Source organism: Cutibacterium sp., assembly GCF_030525615.1.
Lineage (GTDB): Bacteria > Actinomycetota > Actinomycetes > Propionibacteriales > Propionibacteriaceae > Cutibacterium.
In genome coordinates, this window is the sequence record NZ_JAUNEJ010000001.1 from 173,358 (window position 1) to 186,897 (window position 13,540).

Sequence of the window (13,540 nt, forward strand, 5' to 3'; positions counted from 1 at the left end):
TCGGCCCTAAATATTTCGTGACAGGCTGTTCATGCCGGATGATTCACTGTGATCGTATGTTCGCGTGATCGAATGTGTGCCTGGGGTCGGATTCGCGGAGGATTGCGACGACGTGAAGTGGAAGACTAAGTACGCGCACAGCGCCACCATCAGCATGATGAAGATGGCTGCGATGACTCCACGACGGCGGCGATAAACGGCATCCTGAGCCAATCTGGAATGGGGCGCTGGGTGAGTGACGGGTCGATGTGCGGGCCTGGTGCGGTTGGTGGGCCTGGTGTGGCTGGGAGTACGGGTGTGGCTGGTGGGCCGGGTCACTCGCGCGGTCGGGCGTCGATCCATCGGGGACAACGGAGAAACTGGCGTCGAGACCGGAGTGCGCGGGGATACCGGGGTGGCGCTGTTGCGTGACCGTTGCAACGGCGAGGCCGTGCCGGGGCGGACCGGCTCACTGCGGCGGCGGGTCGAACGATCGGTGGACCCTTGCCGGGCGTGGGCCACAGGATCGGTGATGACGGCACTAGAACGGCGAGCGCGTGATTGCAGAGCGGCCAGAGCTGGATCGTCGGTCTGGCCCGTCGAGAGGGCGTGGCGAACTCGACGCATGAGATCGAGAAGGGCGCGACCATTGGAAGGACGCTTGGCAGGGTCGCGCGATGTACACACCTTCACCAGGCCGTCAAGGTAATCGGGAATGAGCCATGCGATGTCCCGCTCAGCGCGGGTGCCATGGGCCAGATACTGGGAGGGGACGGGTACGTCCTTGTTGACGTGGGCCCACGCCACCTGGATGGGGGAGTCCCCGGTATGGGGTTTGTGGCCAGTGAGCATCTCGAACAGCACAATGCCAGCCGAGTAAATGTCGGAACGCTCATCGGAACTGCCTCGCGTCACCCTCTCTGGTGGAATGTAGGACACTGTGCCGATGAGTTGCCCCGAAGTCGCTGACATCGTTTGGTTACCGACGGCACGGGCCAGGCCGAAGTCAGCCACCTTGATCTGGCCTCGGTCGGAGATAAGGACGTTTTCGGGTTTCACGTCACGATGTACCAGCCCATCTTCGTGGGCGCTGGCGAGAGCAGACACCACCGGCTCGAGGAGATCAAGGGCACGTATCGGGGTCAGGGGTGCCTCTTGGGTGATGACGTGACGTAAAGTGCACCCAGGCACGTATTCCATGACGATGTAGGGACGATCCCCATCCATCCCTTGATCGAAGACTGAAACGACATGGGGATTGACGAGCCGGGCTGCCGCCTTGGCCTCGGAATCAAATCTTTCTGCAAGCTCCGCGTCGAGTCCCTCATGCATGAGTTTGATGGCGACAATACGAGGAAGGCACAAATCCTGGGCTCGATACACGGTTGCCATACCGCCACGAGCGATTTTGGACACGATCTCGTAGCGACCCTCGAGGATGTGACCCACCAAGGGGTCAGTGCTCATGGTCATGCTCACGATTACGCCTCACGCACGGATGGGGAAGATGGGGGGTGCGGCCCACCTCGAAGTGTATGCGCAGTCCCTATGAGGGCCTCAGAGAATGATCCGGCGAGTCCTTAGGCTGGGTCCATGACTGTTGCACGGTACGTGGCTGTTGCGCGGTACGTGAGTGTTGCGTAGGAGATGTGACACTGGGCTGTGTGCCTGTGCTGCTTCGTGTGTCCGTGCTACGTGCGTCCCTGTTCCGTCCGCTCCGTGGCATTGTTTGGGTATCTGACGCGCGATGATGATGAACTGCGAACCGCTGCTCCAACTTCACGAGGATCCTTCGATGACAATCGATACTGACGCACAGCCAGGCCCTCAGGGTATCGGACCCGTGGGGCCGGGGATCGTGCTTGTAGACCCAGTAAGTAGCGCTGATGTCTCACAGGTTGCACAGGTGTGGCGTAACGCTGGATGGCGCGTCGTTCATATGTCGGGAGGCGCTGATCTGGAGGCCGTTCTGGCGGGTTTTGGGCGCGTTCTATCCTTCCCGAGTCGGTACGGTCGCAACCTCGACGCGCTGCGTGACTGCTTGGCGGATATGAGGACAGACACTGCGGTGCTATGGAGCGGCTGGCAGCCCTTTCAATGCGACAGCCCTCGGGACTGGGGACGGTTGGTCGACACCATCGGGCAGTGTCTCGATGAGGACAAGCTTGACGGTTTCGCTTTGCTGCTGGTGTGAGCCGGATATCTCAGAAGCGACGCTCGACGCACTGGCGGGCCAGTTCACGCAGAGCAGTCTTGCCTGCTTGGGTCATCTTTGCGTCATCCAGCGCTGCCACAGCGCGTCGGTGACACTCATCAATGGTGGACTCGACGGCCTCTTTGGCTCCACTGGTCTCAATGATGTGGCGTGCAGCAGCAATGTCGGAGTCGTCGAGGTCGGGACGACCGAGGAATTGTTGCAACCGAGTGGCGTCCTCGGGGCTCGCTTGGCTGAGGGCATGGGCGACGAGCACGGTGCGCTTGCCCTCTCGCAGATCGTCTCCTGCCGGTTTTCCAGTGAGCTCGGCATCCCCGAATACGCCCAGTAGGTCGTCGCGGTACTGGAAGGCCCGTCCAATGGGGGAGCCGAAATCTGCCATCGTTTGCTGCAGACGATCCGAACCGCCAGCGAGGGCTACCCCGATCTGGCAAGGGCGTACCACCGTGTAGGAAGCGCTCTTGTACTCCACCACGCGACCGACGAGATCAAGAGCCGACTCCGAGTCGGACCCGGCCATCCCCGACTGAGAGGTGACGTCGAGGACCTGACCACAGGTGACCTCCGTGCGCATGGCGTCCAGGAGAGGTGTGGCGGCTGCGAGTTTGTCGGCTTCCAGAGGTGTGGAGGCAAACATTTGGGCGGACCACACGAGCAAAAGATCGCCTAACAGGATGGCGATGTCGAATCCGAATTGTTCAGAGGGGCCATCTCCGTTGGCCGCAGCATGAGCAGCCTCGAAGCGGCAATGTGCCGAGGGCAGCCCGCGGCGAGTGCTGGAGTGATCCATGAGGTCGTCGTGGACGAGGGCCGAAACGTGCAGTAGTTCGAGGCTGGCAGCGGCTTGCAGTAGCCCGTCCGGTTCTGCGGGCTGTCCCGCAGCAGCTACATGGCCCCAGTAACAGAAGGCGGGACGAAGTCTCTTGCCGCCGCCGGTGTAGTCGCGGGCGGCGTCAAGAACAGGGGATAGCTCGGCGCCAATGGCGTCGACAACCGCCTTCTCCCCATCGAGAAAAGAGGTGATCCTCGCGCTCACAGACTCTCGGAAATCAGCGCTGACTGGAGCTGACGGGTCAAAGGGGAACATAGAGCCAGCATAGAGTGGACTGGCGTTTTCAAACGAGTTCGCAGGTTGGACAGCATGCTCATGACGTGGGGGTGCCGCCTAGCCTGACATCATGCAGACCCAGAAGCCAACCATCGCCGACCTGCTGGCCTCGGGAAACCGCCCCCTGCACTCATTTGAGTTCATGCCGCCGCGCAGTGAGGACGATGTTTACCGGCTCTGGAGTGCTACCGACGCTCTCGTCCCGATGGCTCCCGACTTCATCTCTGTGACCTATGGCGCCAATGGGTCACGACGCGATCGCACTCTCCGCTGCACCCAGCACATGGTTTCAACGGGATTGCGAACCGTTGGCCACCTCACATGCGTCGATCAATCGGTGTCTGACCTGGAGAAGATGGTTGCTGATTACGCCGAATCAGGGGTTGACCATATCCTCGCCATCCGAGGTGATATGCCAGGCGGAGCGGGACAACCATGGGTTGCTCACCCAGAGGGACTATCCAACGCCACCGAACTCGTCAAACTCATCAAGCGGGTCCACCCCGAGGCATGTGTGGGGGTCGGGGCATTCCCTGATGGACACCCGGAAGCTGCCGACATCGACTTGGACGCTCGTATCCTTGTCGACAAGGCCGAGGCAGGGGCATCCTTCGCTATCACCCAGCTGTTCTTCCTGCCCTCCCACTACCAGCGACTGGTGGACAAGGTACGCAGTATGGGATGTGACATCCCGATTATCCCCGGAATCATGCCCATTACCTCATACGGACAGATTCATCGATTTGCAGAACTGTCTGGCACCGATGTCCCGGCCGAGCTTGTGGCTCGGATCGATGCTGTCAAGGATGACAAGGCAGCTGTGCGGCGTATTGGTCTGGAGGCCGCCGCTGTCCTGTGCTGTGAGCTTCTCGATGACGGCGCTCCTGGCCTGCACTACTACACGCTCAACAGGTCTCGTGCGACCATAGAGCTTCGGACCATGCTCGCGCAGCGCCGGCCGAAACTGGTTGGTCTGCCGGCACAGTTCCAGGCGACTTCTGCTGCGTGAATCCGATAACAGCGAGGCGCTGGGTCGGGCGGGTGAGGGCGACGTAAAGCACCCGGACGCCACCAGTGGGGTTCCCCGTCTCAGAGACGATCCGCTCCGGATCGACGACAACCGCGCCGTCGTATTCGAGCCCCTTGGCCTGCATCGTCGTGACTGGGATGATTCGCGGATCTGTGGCGAGGTCGCGAGCGTGGTCGACGAGGCTCGCCGGGCAGATGAGACCAACTGTCCCCTCGACCTCGCGAAGCATTGTGTTGAGCTGGGAGCGTACCTCTGTCCACAGATCGTCGGTTCGCGTCACGGTCGGCTGAACTCCCACCGAGCGCACCGCCTGCGGAAGGTCGGCGTCAGGCTGGACGGTGGTAACGACCTCGGCCGCAAGATCGAAGACTTCTGCCGGGGAACGGTAATTCTTCGTCAATGTGAAGGTTCGTGAAGGAGCGTTGCGGGTTAGTTCGTCGAAGGCAGACCGGATTTGTCGAGGATCAGGGAAGGCCGACTGGGCCGGGTCCCCGACGATCGTCCAGGAGGCTTGTGGTCCTCGGCGTCCTATCATGCGCCACTGCATTGGCGAGATGTCCTGGGCTTCGTCTACGAGGACATGGGCGTAGGTGTCTCGTGGCTCGTTCTCGTCGATCTGGCGGGAGTCATGGAGACGGTCCCCCAAAGTGACGAGTTCTTCGGCGTCACCGCCCTCAATGAAGACCGGGTCCTCGGCGTCTGGCTCGGGGGGAACTGGGCCTAGTAGGGCGGCCAACTCGTCGAGCAGAGCCATGTCAGCCACCGACCAGTCACGGCGTCCGCGCCGGTCGGTCTCGGTGGGTATGGAGTTGACGACGAGTTGGCGAGTTTCGTCATCCCAGTCGGGGGTCACTGCCTTGGCGACCGCCGGGTCAGCTAGCCGGGCCAGAACGTCTGTGGGTGACAGATTCGGCCACCACGCATTGAGGAACATCCGCCACGAAGCCTGGGAGGAGACCAAGTCGTCAAATTGTTCCTTGCTGAGGTCATGGGCGGACACGACGTCGGCAGGAAGGATGTTCCACAGTTGGTCCTTTAGCGAGGCTTCAACGGCCTCGCGACCGTCGTTGTAACGGTTGTGTTTGAGGATGCGGTGGCGGATGGAACTCAGGGTGCGGGAGTCAAGGGTGAGGACCTCGCCTTTGACGGTCACCCGAAGGCGCATGGAGTTCGGATCAGCTGACAGTGGCATGTCGACGAGCCGGGTAAGGACGTCCACCATGTCGAGGCCGCCCTTGATGTTGGCTGTGTGCGGTTCATCGAGACGATCGGAGGAGAACTTCAAGACGTCGGAGGGTATCTGGCCGACGGAACGGAGAGTAACGGAATCCTCGCCCAGGCTGGGAAGCACCCGCTCGATATAGCTCATGAAGACAGAGGAGGGTCCGATGACGAGGACACCGCCATTTTCCAGCCGGGTGCGGTGGGAGTACAGCAGGAAGGCGGCGCGGTGCAGAGCGACGACCGTCTTGCCGGTTCCGGGGCCGCCCATGATTGTCGTCACGCCCTGGTAGGGGGCGCGGATGGCCTCGTCTTGCTCCGCCTGGATGGTCGAGACGATGGAGTGCATTTGGGTGTCGCGGGCCCGAGAGAGGGCGGCCATAAGGGCTCCCTCCCCGATGATGGGTAGATCAGTGTGTGAGGATGAGTCCAGCAGGTCGTCCTCAATGCCGAGGATTTTGTCGTCCCGGCAGCGCAGGACGCGACGACGGATGACTCCCATCGGGTCGGTCGGGGTAGCCCGGTAAAAAGGCTCTGCAGCTCGGGCGCGCCAGTCGATGACGAGTGGCTCATAGTCAGCGTCGCGTACGCCGATACGTCCAATGTGACGTACCTCGCCATCGTCGGTGAGGTCGAGTCGGCCGAAGACCAAACCCTCGTGTTCGGCATCGAGGACAGCCAACCTCTTGGCGGCGTTGTAGGAGAAGGCGTCGCGCTCGAACATCGCCGTTCCGTCCTCTTCTCGGACCCAACTGGTGCGGTCTGAGCGGTACATATCCTGGCCCGCCTTGGCGAGCATGCGAGCTTTCTTCTCGTCGATTTCCAGCTGGGTTCGGACCCGGTCGACGTGGGCCTGTTCCTTGGCGATTTCAGCTTGTACAACGCGAGGGTCAGTGGTCGAAGTGTCGTGTTCGGTCAAAGTCGTCCTTCACGAGAGCCTGCCTCGGACTTGGTGTCGCGGGGCTAACGAACAAGTCTACGCGTCGAGGCTCGATCGGTGGAACTGTGACCTCGCCGCAGGCGCCCTGCTGCTCCGATGGCTTTGTTGGTGGGGCTTATGTCCTCTCCGGTAAGACGTTCGTGGGTGAGATAGGCGGCCAGAGCGCCGGTTAAGAGCCTCGCCCAGGGTTCTGGGCCGCCGTGTGATGCGGGGGAGGCAGGCAAGGTCGGGATTGATTTGTGCTGGGTCCACGTCATGAGAGGACGATCACGCCATGACGACCACACGGTGCCCATGCCAGGGTCGGGAATGGGACGAGTGTGGTCATGACAGATTCGGTGCGTCTGGCTGCCATCCCACCAAGTCCATGTCTCGATGAGTCCGTCGGGGGTCCATTCCAGCGTGTGATCGATGCCGTTGTGGGGGAGCTGCTCGTCACTCATGGTGACGGTGACAGTGGGGGAGAGCCAGGGCTGGGGTGCGCGATGCCATCGGGAACGCCGAGGGACGGGGGAGATGGTGTCGATGATGGCGTCTGGAGGTGAGGTTGGTGAGGGATCGATTTTCACCCCGCGTTTGGTCAGTCTGCGGTCGAGAAGACTCAACAACGGTTGAAGGTCGGTGGGGCCATGGGGTCCAACCAGGTTCCAGCAGCCGAAGATTCGCGTCACAGCAAGTCGAGTCTCATCGGTGGACAACTCAGCGAGAGGAGAACACAGATCAACGTGAATGGCCTCAGGAAGAGTGGAGGGCCGTGAAGTTACCGCCTTCTCGACTCCGTTGCGGCGTCGAGCCTGCCAGATGGTGTCAGCGTGGTCGAGGACGTCACGCCAGGTATTCGCGGTGTGCTCCCCGTAGCGATCGCGGACGGCATGGATCTGCTCTCCTCGTTCCGTCGGCATTGTCACTATGTCATCGCCAGCCCGGAGGCGGCGGTCAGGTTCCTTAACCAGATTCAAGCCAATCTCAGCCAGTTCTGCGTCCATGGCTCGTCCGGATTTTGCGAACAGATCTCGCCACGCCGAGGGCAGCTCAAGAGTAGCGCCGATCTCGGGTGCCAGCGGATGTGGGGAGTCAGCTCGCCATCGCGGTAAGGATGTGACGATGGTGACATTGTGTCCGGCTCGGGCCAGTCTCAGGGCGGCAGCCAGAGCAACGAGTTCGTCTCCGAGGATGTGAACCGTTCCCATATTCCTGCTCCTCCCATGGTTGTACAGCCGAAAATACGATCTATCGTGCCAGAGGTGAACACGGATCTTCCTGTTGTCGCCGTCCATGGAATCACCAGCTCGCCAACCACATGGGGTGGTCTTGTGCTGGCATTTAACGTCGAGAAGGTTCCCGTCCATCAGCTGTCTCTTCTGGGACATGGCCCGATTGATACCCGCAGGGGAGTCGGAACTAACTATCCTCTGGAAGCTTTCGCTACCGATGTTATTGAGCAGATGGACGCTCGCAACGTTGAAAAATGTGCCCTGGTAGGTCACTCCCTGGGTGCCCTGGTGTCGTCCATGGTGGCTCAACGGCAACCAGAGCGATGTGATCGGGTGTTGCTGGAAGATATGCCCGTGCTGCGACGGGTGCCTCAGGATCCACCGCCCATGAGGAGGTACTCCGATGCCTTACTTCTGGAGGTAGCGGCGGTTGCTGGACGCAGGAAGTTCGACCCCAAGATGGTGTGGAAGGTCAGCCGCGAGTTACTCAAGCCCAATCCGCAGTGGTGGGAGGGAATGTCCCGGCTGACCATGCCGGTTCTCGTCATCGGGGGAGGTAAGTCGTCATACCTGCGTCAGGACCGGTTGCACGATGTGGTCAACGCACTGCCGGACGCCCGGATGGTCACCATTGAGGGGGGGACACCGCGCTCACATCACGAAAGGCGACGAGTTCTGCGACGTTGCAGTTCCTTTTCTTACCGGTGGCAGACACATCAACCGAAGGCATAACGGAACCCAGGATATGTGAGCCATGAGCGAACTACGCTCAACTCTGTTGTTGAGTCTGGGTGGCTCATGTCTAAACTTGAGTCATCACGACTCAGAGTGAGTCGATGCAGGAAACTGCTGAATGTGCAGGAGTGTTGAGATGGCTCATACCTTTGACCCCTTCCGTGAGATGGATCGACTGCTCTCCGACGTCACCAGGACGCCGGCGACTGTGGCGGTTCCCATGGACCTTTACCGAGATGGCGACAACTACATCGTGGCGGTGGACCTTCCGGGAGTCGACCCGGCGTCTATCGACATTGACATCGACGATCGCACCCTGACTATTCGCGCCGAGCGTGCAGCCAAGGTGAATCAGGACGTGCAGTGGCTCTCTCGTGAGCGGGCCATGGGCACCTTCGCTCGCCAGCTCACTCTCGGACACGGGCTGGCCACCGATCGAATCACAGCCGAGTACACCGATGGCGTACTCACCCTAACGATCCCGGTTGCTGAGACTGCCAAGCCGCGCAAGGTGGAAGTCAAGCATGGCTCGACCACCATTGCTGGCACGGTCGACCAGGCTCAGGTCGGTTCAGGCGATCACCAGGAGCAGTGAGTTCGTCAAAGCTCATACGACGGCCGGTTCCCAGCAATGGGAGCCGGCCGTCGTGTTTTCGGGTCTGGGGGCCGTACCCACCTCTTTCAGCCGAAGCAAGAAGCCATGGGATTCCACCGCAGCATTGCCGACGCCGTAGTTGCGCATGATCCAGAGGCTGCTGCGGACGCCATGAAAGAGATCGTTGTGGAGGTTCATGAGGCTATGTGTTCGCAGCTTAGGAAAGGCACAGGGTGTGCGTGTCGGCGGTGTGTAAACATCACATAATTCAGATAAATGCTATTGTTATACGGCACTGACGATAACAACCATTGAGCGTTCCCCGAGGAAATCGGACCTCATATGTGGACGTGCGCTACCTTTATTAGTATGCCTCAGGAGTTCCTCGCTTCATCAGTTGCTAGCCGTCTGGGCGCTCGCATTGTCGACGGTGATCTTCAGGCCGGTGATGTGCTGCGTCTGGAAGATATTGAGCAGGAGTCTGGCGCGTCCCGTTCCGTCTGCCGCGAGGCAGTCAAGATTCTTGAGTCTGTCAACTTGGTGCGCTCCCGGCGTCACGTCGGTGTGACAGTGCTGCCATCGGACCAGTGGGACGTACTGTCTCCCAAAGTCGTGCATTGGCATATGTCGGGCAATAAGCGCGATCAGGAAATGGGTTGGACGAACGAGTTGCGTATTGCATTGGAACCGATTGCGGCTCGACTCGCTGCCGAGCGCGCCGACGGTGCTGACCTCAGGTTGTTGCAGAACGCAGTGTCTGGCATGACACAAGCCATTCGCGATGGTGATTCGAAGGGCCTTGCCTACAATGACCATGCGTTCCATCGTGCTCTTCTTGCTGCTACTCGTAACCCGCTGTATGTCGCCCACGTCCCGTTGATGCTTAGCTATCTTGATGAGCAGTACGAGGACCAAGAAGTGACTGATGAGGATCGCGCCAATCTCGTTCATTATCGCGACATTCTTGATGCCATCACCATGAGTGACGGTGATGGCGCTGAGCGTGCCACCCGTGCTGTCGTCATGCGGCTTTCCCGGGTCGCGCCGCAGGCAGCTGCTTGATAGACCTGTATCTGGGGCTTGTTCTTGACATCGACTGGCCGGGATCCGACGTAGATCGAACCCCGGCCAGTTTTGGTACTCATCAGTCCTCAAACGCCTCTGGTGGAGGACACGTACACATCAGGTGACGGTCTCCGTAGGTGTTGTCGACTCGGCCAACCGGAGGCCAGTACTTGGCTTGGATTCGGGTGAAAGTGCTGACGTCCAACCCACGCTCTTGATCTCGCTGGACTCCTAGACGCATACCGGGGTAGCAGCCCAGCTCACGAGGGTAAGGATGGTTCCACTCGTCGGCCACCAGGCGGGCAGCTGGGTGCGGTGCGTTGACGAGCGGGTTGTCGTCGGCAGGCCAGTGACCCGATTGCACCATCCGGGCTTCCTCAACAATCGCCAGCATGGCGTCGCAGAAGCGGTCCAGTTCGGCAAGGTCCTCTGATTCGGTCGGCTCCACCATGAGGGTCCCCGCAACCGGAAAACTCATCGTCGGTGCATGGAAGCCGTAATCGATAAGTCGCTTGGCCACATCGTCGACGGTGATACCCGTTTCGGCCGTCAGCGGTCGCAGGTCCAGAATGCACTCGTGCGCCACGTAACCGTTCTGACCGGTGTAGAGGACCGGGATCTTGTCGTGGACGCGGTGTGCGATGTAGTTGGCGTTGAGGACCGCTACCTCTGTCGCGAACTGCAAGCCCTCAAGCCCCATGAGTCGCAGGTACGCCCAGGAAATGGGTAGGACAGACACCGATCCGAACGGTGCTGCGGACACGGCGTGCCCGTTGTGGGCTACCGTCCCGCCACCATTGAGCGGGTGCTCATTGCGTGGATTGAGCGGGTGGCCAGGTAGGAAGGGGGCCAAGTGAGCTTTCGCAGCCACCGGGCCAACACCAGGGCCACCACCGCCGTGAGGTATGGCGAAGGTCTTGTGCAGATTGAGATGACTGACGTCGCCGCCAATTCGGGCAAATTGTCCCCATCCGACGAGGGCGTTGAAGTTGGCCCCATCGATGTAGACCTGGCCGCCGGCCTCGTGGACCATGTCACAGACCTGTCGCACGCCGTCCTCGTAGACGCCATGGGTCGATGGGTAGGTAATCATGATCGCGGCGATACGGCCCTCATTCTGGGCAATTTTGGCAGCCAAGTCGTCTCTATCGATGGTGCCGTCGTCATTGGACTTCACGACGACGACCTTGAGACCGGCCAAGGCGGCCGAGGCAGCATTGGTGCCGTGGGCAGAAGCCGGAACGAGACACACAGTGCGCTCGGTGTCCCCGCGAGACAGGTGATAACTGCGGATGGCTGCTAGACCGGTGTATTCGCCCTGAGAACCTGCGTTGGGCTGCAGGGAGACGGTGTCGTAACCGGTAAGCTCGGTCAGCCAGATCTCCAGGTCGCGGATGAGTTTCAAGCTTCCGGCCTGATCCTCCGCCGGGGCAAAGGGATGCATCTGACCGAACTCCGGCCACGTCATGGCCTCCATCTCAGCTGCCGCGTTGAGCTTCATGGTGCATGAGCCGAGCGGAATCATGCCCCGGTCCAGCCCATAGTCACGATCCGCCAACCTCTTCAGATAACGCATCATGGCGGTCTCAGTGTGGTAGCTGGAGAACACCGGGTGTGTCATGAAGTCGGAGGTGCGGCGTAGGTCCTGCGGCCAGACTTCCTGCGTCGGGGTTTGGAGGCTGTCGCTGTCGCCGCCCAGTAGTTGAGCGAGTTCGCGCAGCTCATCGGGAGTGACTGTCTCGTCGATGGCGATCTGAAGGGTGTCCTCATCAACGAGGTCCAAGGTGTATCCGCCTTCGCGGGCTCTGTTCCACAGCTTCCTGGAACTGCCCTTAGCAGTAATGCGAAGGGTGTCGAAGAACGGTTCATCGGCGACTTCCAGACCACCAGCCGTTAAGGCCGAGGCGAGCTGGTGAGCTTGATTGCGTACCCGCGTGGCGATCCGGGTGAGACCCTTCGGCCCATGCCAGATGGCGAAGGCAGCAGCTGCGACAGCAAGAAGTACCTGAGCGGTACAGATATTGCTGGTGGCCTTGTCCCGGCGAATGTGCTGCTCGCGAGTCTGCAGAGCCAGGCGATACGCGGGATTACCATCGGCGTCATTCGAGACGCCCACCAGACGCCCGGGGATTTGACGCTCCAGCCCAGCGCGTACCGACATGTAAGCCGCGTGTGGACCGCCATTGCCCATCGGAACGCCAAAGCGCTGCGAGGAACCGACGGCGACATCTGCGCCATATTCTCCCGGCGGAGTCATGAGGGTCAGAGCCAGTATGTCGCACTCGGCAACGGCGATGCCGCCAACCTGGTGAACGGCTTCGAAAACCTCGGAAGGATTCCACAGCGCACCGGCGCTGTCGGGGTAAGGGGCCAGCACACCGAAGCAACCAGCCTCGACTTCGGGCCGCCAACACTGTGGGTCGCGGAGATCAGTTTCGACGACTTCGATACCTGCCGCTTCAGCATGGCCAAGAACAACGTCTCGAACCTGATCGAAGATTCGGGTGTGAATTAGGAAGCGGTTGGATTTCACCTTACGGGTCGCGCGGCGGGCCAACAGCATTCCCTCGGAAGCCGCAGTGGCCTCATCGAGCAGGGAGGAATTTGCCAGGGGCAGACCGGTGAGATCGGTGATGAGCTGCTGGTAAATCGTCAATACTTCGAGACGACCTTGGGAGATTTCCGGCTGATACGGGGTGTAGGCGGTGTACCAGGAAGGATTCTCCAGGATGTTGCGGCGTATAACGGGTGGGGTCAGGGTTCCGTAATAGCCACGCCCGATGAGGGCGCGGGTGACACGGTTGCTCTGTGCAATGTCAGAGAGTTCGGCCCGAACAGTCTCCTCCTCAGCGGCCGGCGGCAGATTCGGGGTACGAACGGAGCAGCTGTCTCCGTCAGGATTAAGGACGGAAGGCGGGATAGCGTCACGAACTATGTGTTCGGTCACTCCAACTGTCTTGGCAATGAATCGCAAATCCTCGTCGACAGATCCGACGTGACGGGTTGAGAAGGGACGTGCCCCCTCGTGGGTGTGCCGATCCTGGTCGATCATCGCCATCACTCGGCGGTGAGCTTGAGGTAGGCGTCGCGGTCCATCAGGTCTTCAGCGAGCTGTCCGCCCGAGACCTTGAACAGCCATCCCTGACCGAAGGGGTCGGAATTGACGAGCTCAGGGGATTCAGAGATGGCCTCGTTGACGTCGGAAACGGTCCCAGTGACCGGGCTGAACAGGTCAGAGACCGACTTGGTCGACTCCACCTCGCCGACGACCGATCCGGCCTGGACGTCGCTGCCCTCCTCGGGAATGTCGACAAAGACGACGTCGCCGAGGGCCTCAGCGGCGTAGTCGGTGATGCCAACGGTGACGACATCGCCGTCAATGGCCACCCACTCGTGCTCGGCAGAATACTTGAGATCGGACAGGTTCATAGTTGCTCC

Annotated in this window: 10 protein-coding genes and 2 pseudogenes; 6 read left to right on the plus strand and 6 right to left on the minus strand. The window is 60.6% G+C overall.

Annotation, left to right across the window (positions count from 1 at the left end; genetic code table 11):
• Positions 1–6: 6 nt before the first annotated feature.
• Positions 7–1,452, minus strand: coding sequence for a protein kinase (locus Q4B98_RS00820; protein WP_303195545.1), 1,446 nt, complete (start codon positions 1,450–1,452; stop codon positions 7–9).
• Between the two features lie 322 nt (positions 1,453–1,774).
• Here Q4B98_RS00820 and Q4B98_RS00825 point away from each other — a divergent pair, with 322 nt between their 5' ends.
• A complete protein-coding gene (locus Q4B98_RS00825) occupies positions 1,775–2,173 on the plus strand; it encodes a barstar family protein (RefSeq protein WP_303194763.1) in 399 nt (132 codons plus the stop codon).
• 10 nt (positions 2,174–2,183) lie between these two features.
• Here Q4B98_RS00825 and Q4B98_RS00830 read toward each other — a convergent pair whose 3' ends face one another.
• Positions 2,184–3,281 (minus strand): polyprenyl synthetase family protein, encoded by a 1,098-nt coding sequence (locus Q4B98_RS00830; protein ID WP_303194765.1) that lies wholly within the window; start codon positions 3,279–3,281, stop codon positions 2,184–2,186.
• A 91-nt stretch (positions 3,282–3,372) separates the two neighbouring features.
• Here Q4B98_RS00830 and metF point away from each other — a divergent pair, with 91 nt between their 5' ends.
• The gene (gene metF / locus Q4B98_RS00835; protein WP_303194768.1) at positions 3,373–4,311 is read left to right on the plus strand and encodes a methylenetetrahydrofolate reductase [NAD(P)H]; all 939 of its coding nucleotides are present in this window, start codon (positions 3,373–3,375) and stop codon (positions 4,309–4,311) included.
• On the opposite strand, the gene Q4B98_RS00840 is transcribed toward metF, so the two are convergent.
• The gene (locus Q4B98_RS00840) at positions 4,208–6,472 is read right to left on the minus strand and encodes a UvrD-helicase domain-containing protein (RefSeq protein ID WP_303194769.1); all 2,265 of its coding nucleotides are present in this window, start codon (positions 6,470–6,472) and stop codon (positions 4,208–4,210) included. The genes metF and Q4B98_RS00840 overlap by 104 nt on opposite strands.
• Positions 6,473–6,516: 44 nt before the next feature.
• Positions 6,517–7,683: a carotenoid dehydrogenase gene (locus Q4B98_RS00845; protein WP_303194771.1), complete on the minus strand. Its 1,167-nt coding sequence runs from the start codon at positions 7,681–7,683 to the stop codon at positions 6,517–6,519.
• Between the two features lie 45 nt (positions 7,684–7,728).
• Here Q4B98_RS00845 and Q4B98_RS00850 point away from each other — a divergent pair.
• The 4 genes and pseudogenes from Q4B98_RS00850 to Q4B98_RS00865 all read left to right on the plus strand — a co-directional run bounded on the left by Q4B98_RS00850 (position 7,729) and on the right by Q4B98_RS00865 (position 10,099).
• Positions 7,729–8,458: pseudogene (locus Q4B98_RS00850) on the plus strand (alpha/beta fold hydrolase).
• A gap of 120 nt (positions 8,459–8,578) precedes the next feature.
• Entirely contained in the window at positions 8,579–9,037 is a 459-nt protein-coding gene (locus Q4B98_RS00855; protein ID WP_303194772.1) for an Hsp20/alpha crystallin family protein, read from the plus strand.
• 69 nt (positions 9,038–9,106) lie between these two features.
• Positions 9,107–9,304, plus strand: a pseudogene (locus tag Q4B98_RS00860) (hypothetical protein); the annotation flags it as partial.
• 102 nt (positions 9,305–9,406) lie between these two features.
• Complete coding sequence (locus Q4B98_RS00865; RefSeq protein WP_303194774.1) at positions 9,407–10,099, plus strand: FadR/GntR family transcriptional regulator; 693 nt, start codon at positions 9,407–9,409, stop codon at positions 10,097–10,099.
• Between the two features lie 82 nt (positions 10,100–10,181).
• On the opposite strand, the gene gcvP is transcribed toward Q4B98_RS00865, so the two are convergent.
• Positions 10,182–13,160 (minus strand): aminomethyl-transferring glycine dehydrogenase, encoded by a 2,979-nt coding sequence (gene gcvP, locus Q4B98_RS00870; protein ID WP_303194775.1) that lies wholly within the window; start codon positions 13,158–13,160, stop codon positions 10,182–10,184.
• Complete coding sequence (gcvH, locus tag Q4B98_RS00875; RefSeq protein ID WP_303194777.1) at positions 13,160–13,531, minus strand: glycine cleavage system protein GcvH; 372 nt, start codon at positions 13,529–13,531, stop codon at positions 13,160–13,162. Before gcvH ends, gcvP begins: the two co-directional genes overlap by 1 nt.
• Positions 13,532–13,540 lie beyond the last annotated feature (9 nt).

Excerpts from the sequence above, each read along its gene's own strand:
- Q4B98_RS00820 (WP_303195545.1), bottom strand. The coding sequence starts at position 1,452 with ATGACCATGAGCACTGACCCCTTGGTGGGTCACATCCTCGAGGGTCGC.
- Q4B98_RS00825 (WP_303194763.1), top strand. The coding sequence starts at position 1,775 with ATGACAATCGATACTGACGCACAGCCAGGCCCTCAGGGTATCGGACCC.
- Q4B98_RS00830 (WP_303194765.1), bottom strand. The coding sequence starts at position 3,281 with ATGTTCCCCTTTGACCCGTCAGCTCCAGTCAGCGCTGATTTCCGAGAG.
- metF (WP_303194768.1), top strand. The coding sequence starts at position 3,373 with ATGCAGACCCAGAAGCCAACCATCGCCGACCTGCTGGCCTCGGGAAAC.
- Q4B98_RS00845 (WP_303194771.1), bottom strand. The coding sequence starts at position 7,683 with ATGGGAACGGTTCACATCCTCGGAGACGAACTCGTTGCTCTGGCTGCC.
- Q4B98_RS00855 (WP_303194772.1), top strand. The coding sequence starts at position 8,579 with ATGGCTCATACCTTTGACCCCTTCCGTGAGATGGATCGACTGCTCTCC.
- Q4B98_RS00865 (WP_303194774.1), top strand. The coding sequence starts at position 9,407 with ATGCCTCAGGAGTTCCTCGCTTCATCAGTTGCTAGCCGTCTGGGCGCT.
- gcvP (WP_303194775.1), bottom strand. The coding sequence starts at position 13,160 with ATGGCGATGATCGACCAGGATCGGCACACCCACGAGGGGGCACGTCCC.
- gcvH (WP_303194777.1), bottom strand. The coding sequence starts at position 13,531 with ATGAACCTGTCCGATCTCAAGTATTCTGCCGAGCACGAGTGGGTGGCC.